The organism is Kocuria sp. UBA5001, assembly GCF_002398425.1.
GTDB classification, from domain to species: domain Bacteria; phylum Actinomycetota; class Actinomycetes; order Actinomycetales; family Micrococcaceae; genus Kocuria; species Kocuria salsicia.
Genome location: NZ_DGYR01000002.1, coordinates 124,252 through 131,850, shown reverse-complemented (window position 1 = coordinate 131,850; position 7,599 = coordinate 124,252). Strand labels below are relative to the sequence as shown.

Here is a 7,599-nt window from a genome sequence, read left to right as displayed (position 1 = left end):
CGGGGCGACGGCCGGTTCGCGTCAGGCCGCGGTGCCCGGCTCCGGCTTGCTGGTGGCGTCCCGGACCTCGCCCACGAGCTCCTCGAGGACGTCCTCGAGGGCCACGATGAACACCGACTCGTCGGAAGTGCGGGAGTCCCGTGCCACTTCACCCAGCAGCGCGAAGTGCGCGCCCTTGGCCTGCATGGTGCGGGTGACCTTGCGCAGCTTGTCCTCGGGTGCCACGCGGGCGAAGCGCCTCACGATGGCCGGGGGGATCGACTGCTCGCGCGCCGTCTCCGGCAGGCCCAGCACGTCCTTGGTGTGGATGTAGCCCATGAGCCGCTCGTCCGCGTCCCGCACGGGGAAGCGCGAGTAGCCCGTCTCCGCGCACAGCTCCTCGACACCCGCCACGGTGATGTCGAACGGTACGGTACGCATGCCGGTCAGGGGCAGGGCCACGTCCGCCGCCGTCTTGTTCTCGAAGTTCAGGGCGCCGGTGAGCAGCCGGATCTCGTCGTTGTCCAGCAGCCCCTCGCGCCCGGACTCCGCCACGAACCCGCGCACGTCGTCGGAGGTGAACGCGGAGGCCACCTCGTCCTTGGGCTCCACCTTGAACAGCCAGCGCACCAGGTGGTTGGCCGTCTCGTTCATGACCCAGATGGTGGGGCGGAAGACCACCACGAAGCCGTGCAGCACGGGGCCGAGCACCTGTGCCACGCGGCTGGGGACCGCGATGGCGATGTTCTTGGGCACCATCTCGCCCAGGATCATGTGCAGGAAGGTCACGATCAGCAGCGCGATGACCAGGGCGATCGGGTGCAGCAGCGCCTCGGGGACGCCCACCGCCTCCATGGGGACCTCGATCAGGTGAGCGATCGCGGGCTCGCCCACGGCGCCGATCAGCAGCGAGCACGCGGTGATGCCGAGCTGGGTGGCGGCCAGGGACGTGGAGACGTTCTCAATGCCCTTCAGGGCATACTTCGCGGAGCTGGAGCCCCGCGCAGCCAGCGGTTCCAGCTGGTCGCGGCGGGCCGAGACCACGGCGAACTCGCTCGCCACGAAGAACGCGTTCCCCGCGAGCAGCAGGATCAGGATGATGATGGCTGTGCTGGTGGTCATCGTTGCTCCTCCCCGGGATCCACGTCCGACACGTCCTCGTCACGGTGGAAGCCAGGGGCTCCCCTGTTCTCACCCTGCGAGAGGCGGAACTCCTCCGCCGTCTCGGGCTCCCGGTTGTCCCCGCCCAGCGGGTCCGGCCTGCCGGGCGGCTGCCACGCCGTCGACGTCGTGGAGCCGCCGCGCTCGTCCGGATTCCCGCCCACGCGGTGCACCAGGATGCGGTCCACGCGGTGCTGGTCCATGCGCATGACGTCCATACGTATCTCGGCCTCGGTGGGGAGGTCGTCGTCGTCGCGGTGGAAGTGGTCCACGGCCTCCACGGTGAGGGTGTCTCCCACCCGGGGCAGCCGGTCCAGCTCCTCAGCCATGAGACCGCCCAGCGTGTCCGACTCCTCGCCCTCGGGCATGTCGACGCGCAGCACGTCGCCCAGCTCGTCCGGGCGCAGAAGCCCGGAGACCACCAGGCCGCCGTCGCGCGTGCGGCGGAAGCGCTGCACGCGGGTGTCCTGCTCGTCGTCGATCTCGCCCACGATCTCCTCGATGAGGTCCTCCAGTGTGACGATCCCGGCGGTGCCGCCGTACTCGTCCACCACCACGGCCATCTGCAGGCCCTTCACGCGCAGCTGGCGCATCAGCGGGTCAAGGGTCATGGACTCGGAGACCACGTCCGCGGGGACGCACACATCCGCGACCCGCACGACCCCCCGCTCGTCGAACGGCACCGCGAGCGCGTGGGTGTAGTGCACCACGCCCACGATGTCGTCCACGGTCTCGCCCGTGACCGGGAAGCGGGAGTGCCCGGTCTCCGATGCCGTGAGCAGCATGTGCTTCACAGAGTCCTCGGCGTTCAGGAAGGTGACGCGGGGACGGGGCCGCATGACGTCCGCCGCGGTGCGCTCGCCGAACTCGATGGAGCGGGCCACGAGCTCGGCGGTGCCGGCGTCCAGGGTACCCTCGCGCCCGGAACGGCTCACCACGGAGGCAAGCTCCTCCGCCGTGCGGGCGTTGGCCACCTCCTCGGTGGGGGTGAAGCCCAGCGCCTTGAGCACCAAGTTCGCGGAGCTGTTGAGCATGGACACGAGCCAGCCGAAGACCGTCATGAAGAACTTCTGCGGGAGCACCACGGCGTGGGTCACGCGCATGGGGTCCGCGATGGCCCAGTTCTTGGGAACGAGCTCGCCGAACACCATCTGGCTGAAGGTGGCCACGATGAACGCGGCGACCGTGGCAACTCCTACCGCCACGGCGTCGGGAACGCCCGCCCAGCCGAGGCCCTCGGCGAAGAGGGTTCCCAGGCTCGGCCCGGTGATGTAACCCGACATGAGGCTCGTGACCGTGATGCCCAGCTGGGCGCCCGAGAGGTTGGTGGAGGTCTTCTTGAGGCTCTCCTCGATCACGACGGCGCGCTTGTCACCGGCCTGCTCCGCCCGCTGGACGGCTTGGCGATCCACGGTGAGGAAGGCGAACTCGACGGCCACGAAGAGGCCGTTGGCGAGGACCAGGAGGATGAAGACGAGCAGCAGGAGCCAGGCGCTCAGCACTGGCTCACCCCGCTCGAGGCCCTGCTCAGCAGGAGGGAGGACGAGGGGTCTGTGGGGAGGGGATCAGGGGAGCAGCGGCGCTGCCCGGGACTGTCCGACTCCTTGTCGTCGGCCGAGGCGAGCGCACCGAGGTACGCCGCGGGCCGGTTGTGGTGAGATGTCACGAGAACAGGATACCGAATCCAGCCCCGCCCCTCGCAGGCCGCCCCGGGTTCAACCGGTGCGGCCCAGCAGGTGCCCAGCGCAGCTGCGCAGATCCTCGTGGCGGAAGCGGTAGCCGGTTCCCAGCAGCTTGGAGACGTCCACCCGGTGGCTGGCCGCCACTAGCTCCTCGGTGGCCTGCGCCCCGAGGAGCGCCTTCGGCCCGGCCAGCGGGGTGGGGACCACGGCGGGCCGGTGCAGCACTCCCGCCACGGTCTTGGCGAAGTCCTTCTGCCGCTGCGGGTTCGGTGCGGCCACGTTGAACGGCCCCTCCGCGTCCTCGGTGAGAGCGAGGTGGGCGATGGCGCCGGCCATGTCGTCCAGCCCGATCCAGCTCTGCCACTGCCTCCCACCGCCCAGCGGTCCGGACAGGCCCGCCTCCATGAGTGGCAACTGGGCCCGGAGCAGACCGCCCGATGGCGAGAGCACCAGCCCCGTGCGCACGTTGACCACCCGCACGCCGTGGGCCGCCGCACCGTGGGCGGCACTCTCCCACTCGCGGCAGACCTCCGCGAGGAAGCCCTCGCCGGAACTCGAGTCCTCAGTGAGCACCTCGTCTCCGCGGCCCGTTCCGTAGTAACCCACGGCGGAGGAGACCACGAACGCGCGCGGCCGCTTCTCCGCGGGGAGCTGGCCCATCGCTCGCACGATCAGTGCGGTGCTGTCCACGCGCGAGTCGAGGATCTCGCGCTTCTTCTGCTCGGTGAAGCGCGAGACGATGCTCTGCCCGCCCAGGTGGATCACGACGTCGACACCCTCCAGGTCCCGGGGGTTCAGCAAGCCCCGGGCCGGGTCCCAGCCGATCACGCCCTCACCGGTGGTGGCCCCGCGCTTCATGCGCAGCACGGTGTGCCCACCGGTCTCGAGCAGCGCACAGACCTGGGTTCCCACCAGCCCGGAGGAGCCGGCCACCGCGATCGTCAGGCGGGGACCGTCGTGCTGGTCGTGGAACGCGAGGTCCTCCCGCAGCTGCCGGTCCCGGTACGCGAAGATCCGCTCCAGCTGCGGGGTCATGGCGCGCTCGCCGAGATCGTTGAGCTTTCCCGCCCACTGCGGCAGGGGGCGCACGGTCACCTCGTCCCGCACGACCGTGCCTCCCCGCGGCGACTCCTCGAAGACGTGCCGGTGCTCCCACTCCCCCAGTGGTCCGTTGACCATGCGGTCGGTGAAGAAGTGGGGCGGCTCCCACTCGCCATGCTCGGCGGTCCACGGCAGGTGCACCGTGCCGAACGTCCCCGGCACGGAGACACCCAGCCTCGCCTCCGAGCCGGGCTTGATCCCGTCCGAGGGCGCCTGGCGCACCTGGTCGGGGCCTCCACCGAACGGCGGGGTAAGGCGGGTCAGCGCACCGGGGCGCTCGTGCCACGCGAAGACCTTCTCACGGGGCTGGGGAACGCGGGTTTCGTGGGTGAAGCGATGGGTCACGGTCGTACCGTCCGTTCATCGAAGGGGCCAAGGAGGAGTTGTCCGGGTGCGCGCAGCGGCGGGAGGCTCAGCCGTTCTGCGGAATCTGGTCCACGAGCTCGTCGTCCCCCGGCTCGTCCGCCGGGGAGATCCTGCGAACCTGCTCTGAGGTGACAACGCGCTCACGCCGACGTGGCTCCAGTGTGACCGGGGCGCCCGTCTCGAGGGACTTCAGGACGGCCGCGTTGACGCGCACGTCCAGCAGGCCCTCCTCGCCGTCGGCCTCTGGAGAGACGCCGCTGCGGACGCAGTCCACGAAGTACTGGGCCTGGCCACCGAACTGCTCCACGGGGTCGTGGGCGAAGGACTCGGAGGAGCCGTCCTTGGTGAGCGTGTACTGGATGCCGGTGTCCGGACCGAATCCGAAGCACGGCTGCGCGGTGATCTCGCCCTCAGTGCCCGCCACGGTGAACTGCTCCGCGGACTCGGAGGCGTAGGAGATGGTGAACTGCGCGAGCCGGTCGCCCGGGAAGGTGAGGGTCACGGCCACGGTGTCGTCAAAGTTGAACTCGCGACCCGGGGTGCGTACGCCCTTGGCGTAGACCTCCACGGGCTCGTCGTGGAACAGGTTGCGGACCATGTTCTGCGGGTAGGTGCCCATGTCCGGGATGGGCCCGCCCCAGAAGCCGGAGTGCCCTCGGTGGTTCTCCACGGTGATGTCCTGCGAGAACACGGAGGAGAAGTAGCGGGGATCACCGATGACCTTCTGGTCCCGGACCTTCTCGATCATCTCCACGGTCCCGGGCTCCTGGTGCAGGCGGTAGGCCACCATGAAGGTCGCCCCGCTCTCCTGCGCGGCGTCGATCATTGCCTGGCAGTCCTCCTCGGAGGTCTCAAGGGGCTTCTCGACGAGTGCGTGAATTCCCTTGCGCAACGCCGGTTCCGCGAACTCGCGGTGCCGGAAGACGGGGGTGGACACGTAGACGGCATCGATGTCGCCGGAATCCAGCAGCGCCGGGTAGTCGTCGTAGGAGTAGGCGGCCACGCCGTACTCCTTTCCCAGTTCCTCGGCCTTCTCGGCGCTCGAGGTCACGAGAGCGGCCAGCTCGGCGTCGTCAATCCGGGACAGGCCCGGGATGAACGCCTGCTGGGAGATCTGTCCCACGCCCACGACGGCGAAACGGACGGGACGGTCGTTCGGGACGGTGGCAACCATGGTTATGACCTCCGAGGGCTTCTGACGTGTTCGTCTTTCACTCTAGGACCGGCTCCCGGGGCTTGTCAGGGCGCGTTCACCCACCGCGCAGAGGCCAGCGACCGCCAGGAGAACCACGATCACGACGGCTGATGCCGCCCGCACGAGAATCGACACTGCAGTCGCTGTCCGCACACCCCGTTCGTCGACGGCCGGCACCGGTCACCACATCGACCCGCCGACCGCCCGTGCGCCCACCTGGCCCGTGCCGAGTTGACTGATCTTAGGCACGCATGGGGTGGTGTGCCTGCAGCTGGGCTGCCGGCACTGGAGCGAGGATCCTGCTCCTCACAGCTCCTGCGCGTTCTTCAGCACCGGGATGGACTTGCGGGTGCGCTCCACGAGGTCCAGGTCCAGGTCCACCATCGTGTAGTCCGGTGCCTCCCCGAGGGACGCCACCACGGTGCCGTCAGGGGCCGCCACCAGGCTGTGCCCAACGCCGCGCGGCGCGTTCTCGGGGTTCTCTTCCCCCACTGCGAGCGGGTTCGCCTGGCCCACGGCCACCACGTACGACGTCGTGTCGAGGGCTCGGGCGCGCGCCAGCAGCTCCCACTGCTCGGCCTTGCCCGGGCCGTCACCCCAGGACGCGCCGACCACGGTGACCAGGGCGCCGTCGTGCGCCAGACGGGTGAAGAGGCGGGGGAAGCGGATGTCGTAGCAGGTGGCCACGCCCACAGTGGTGCCGCCCACCACGAAGGTGACCGGATCCTCGCCGGGGTCCACGGTGTCCGACTCGAGGAAGCCGAACGCGTCGAAGAGGTGGATCTTGGAGTAGCCGCGCACCGTGCCGTCCGGCAGGGCGATCACGGTGGTGTTGCGGACGCGCTCGCCGTTGCCCGGGGTGAACATGCCCGCGACGATCGCCACGCCGTGCTTGCGCGCAAGATCCGAGACGGCGGTGCCCCAAGGGCCGTCGAGCGGTTCGGCCACGTCCTTGAGAGCGCGTCCGAAGGCGAACATGGTGGCCTCGGGCAGCACCAGGAGATCCGCGCTGTCCTCGCCCGCGCGCCGCGTGAGGTCCGCGACGCGTTCCAGGTTCTGCGGCGGGTCGTAGGTGCTGAGCAGCTGTCCGAGTGCGATACGCATGCCAGTCACCCTAGACGGGGCACACCGGCGCCGAAAGGGCGGGCCGCGTCCGCGGACACGCGGCAGGACCAGGGACAGAGGTCCCCTCGGAGAAGGGCAGCGAGCGCCGCGTGTCAGGCGTTGCGGACGATCTTCACCGCGCTGACAATCATGGGGATCTGAAGCGGCAGCCGCCCCAACGAGATCACCTGCTTGGAGGCGGGCTCGTGGCGCCAGTCCCACGCCATCTTGATGTTGCCGGGCCACACGCCCACGAACAGGGCCGCTGCCGCCGCGCCACCGATCCGTCGCGTGGCGGGGACCAGCAGCAGCGCGCCGGTGGCGAGTTCCGCGCAGCCGGACCCGAGGGTCCACTGCCGGGGGGTGCCGGGCAGCTGCTCGGGGACCAGAGCGTCGAAGCCCTCGGGCCGGACGAAGTGCAGCACGCCCATCCCGGTCAGGGCCAGGCCGGAGAACACGGCGGAGCGGTGGGCCCTGCGGCGGGCGGTCATCAGTTTCTTTCCCATGCCCTCACCGTACCCAGCAGTAGCCGACGGGGCGACGGCGCCGCTCCTGTCCTCCCCGGCGCCCGGGCCGTCAGACCTCGTGGGGATTCAGCCACTCCCACACCACCTCGTCCCCCTCTGCCGTGGGATGCACGCCGTCCGCCAGCAGGTCGGAGCGCCCGGCGAGCGCGTTCCACGGGTCGAGGAGGTCCCGGTTCGTGGCGGCCGCCCAGTGCAGCAGCGCAGCCTTGCGCTCCACGGCCACGAGCGGATCAGCGGCCAGGTACGCCCACGCCATCGCCCCGTCCGTGAGGTGCACGCGGCGGCACGCATGGTCCGCGACCTCGTAGTCGTCCGCTGCGACGAGCTGCTCGCCCGTGAGCCGCAGGATCCCGCCGTCCACCGCCCCGCCGATGTGCCGTGGGCAGCCCGGTGCCGGGGCCCGGCGCCTCCGCCGTGGCCAGGGACGGCCCAACGACCGCCCACCCTGGTCCGTGACACTCCCGCGACCTACCCTGGGACCGGC

The 7,599-nt window shown here is 70.3% G+C and carries 8 protein-coding genes; all 8 read right to left on the bottom strand.

The genetic code is table 11. The features are described 5' to 3' along the window. Positions 1-21: 21 nt before the first annotated feature. A complete protein-coding gene (locus B3G12_RS02260) occupies positions 22-1,101 on the bottom strand; it encodes a hemolysin family protein (RefSeq protein WP_055085960.1) in 1,080 nt (359 codons plus the stop codon). After that, the gene (locus B3G12_RS02255) at positions 1,098-2,642 is read right to left on the bottom strand and encodes a hemolysin family protein (RefSeq protein ID WP_290498885.1); all 1,545 of its coding nucleotides are present in this window, start codon (positions 2,640-2,642) and stop codon (positions 1,098-1,100) included. The genes B3G12_RS02260 and B3G12_RS02255 overlap by 4 nt, the downstream gene beginning before the upstream one ends. Beyond that, the gene (locus tag B3G12_RS02250) at positions 2,636-2,806 is read right to left on the bottom strand and encodes a hypothetical protein (RefSeq protein WP_179229831.1); all 171 of its coding nucleotides are present in this window, start codon (positions 2,804-2,806) and stop codon (positions 2,636-2,638) included. The genes B3G12_RS02255 and B3G12_RS02250 overlap by 7 nt, the downstream gene beginning before the upstream one ends. Before the next feature lie 49 nt (positions 2,807-2,855). Beyond that, positions 2,856-4,268, bottom strand: coding sequence for a TIGR01777 family oxidoreductase (locus B3G12_RS02245; RefSeq protein WP_055086517.1), 1,413 nt, complete (start codon positions 4,266-4,268; stop codon positions 2,856-2,858). Positions 4,269-4,335: 67 nt separating this feature from the next. Further along, on the bottom strand, positions 4,336-5,463 hold the full coding sequence (locus tag B3G12_RS02240; protein ID WP_290498881.1) for a Gfo/Idh/MocA family protein: 1,128 nt from the start codon (positions 5,461-5,463) through the stop codon (positions 4,336-4,338). 327 nt (positions 5,464-5,790) lie between these two features. Next, entirely contained in the window at positions 5,791-6,588 is a 798-nt protein-coding gene (locus B3G12_RS02235; RefSeq protein ID WP_290498877.1) for a carbon-nitrogen hydrolase family protein, read from the bottom strand. Between the two features lie 113 nt (positions 6,589-6,701). Beyond that, entirely contained in the window at positions 6,702-7,094 is a 393-nt protein-coding gene (locus B3G12_RS02230) for a DoxX family protein (RefSeq protein ID WP_094393338.1), read from the bottom strand. Between the two features lie 70 nt (positions 7,095-7,164). Then, positions 7,165-7,476 (bottom strand): hypothetical protein, encoded by a 312-nt coding sequence (locus tag B3G12_RS02225; protein WP_094393337.1) that lies wholly within the window; start codon positions 7,474-7,476, stop codon positions 7,165-7,167. Between the last annotated feature and the right edge of the window lie 123 nt (positions 7,477-7,599).

What these genes read in the sequence shown, in the direction of transcription:
- B3G12_RS02235 (WP_290498877.1), bottom strand. Translation starts at nt 6,588, where the DNA reads ATGCGTATCGCACTCGGACAGCTGCTCAGCACCTACGACCCGCCGCAG.
- B3G12_RS02240 (WP_290498881.1), bottom strand. Translation starts at nt 5,463, where the DNA reads ATGGTTGCCACCGTCCCGAACGACCGTCCCGTCCGTTTCGCCGTCGTG.
- B3G12_RS02260 (WP_055085960.1), bottom strand. Translation starts at nt 1,101, where the DNA reads ATGACCACCAGCACAGCCATCATCATCCTGATCCTGCTGCTCGCGGGG.
- B3G12_RS02230 (WP_094393338.1), bottom strand. Translation starts at nt 7,094, where the DNA reads ATGGGAAAGAAACTGATGACCGCCCGCCGCAGGGCCCACCGCTCCGCC.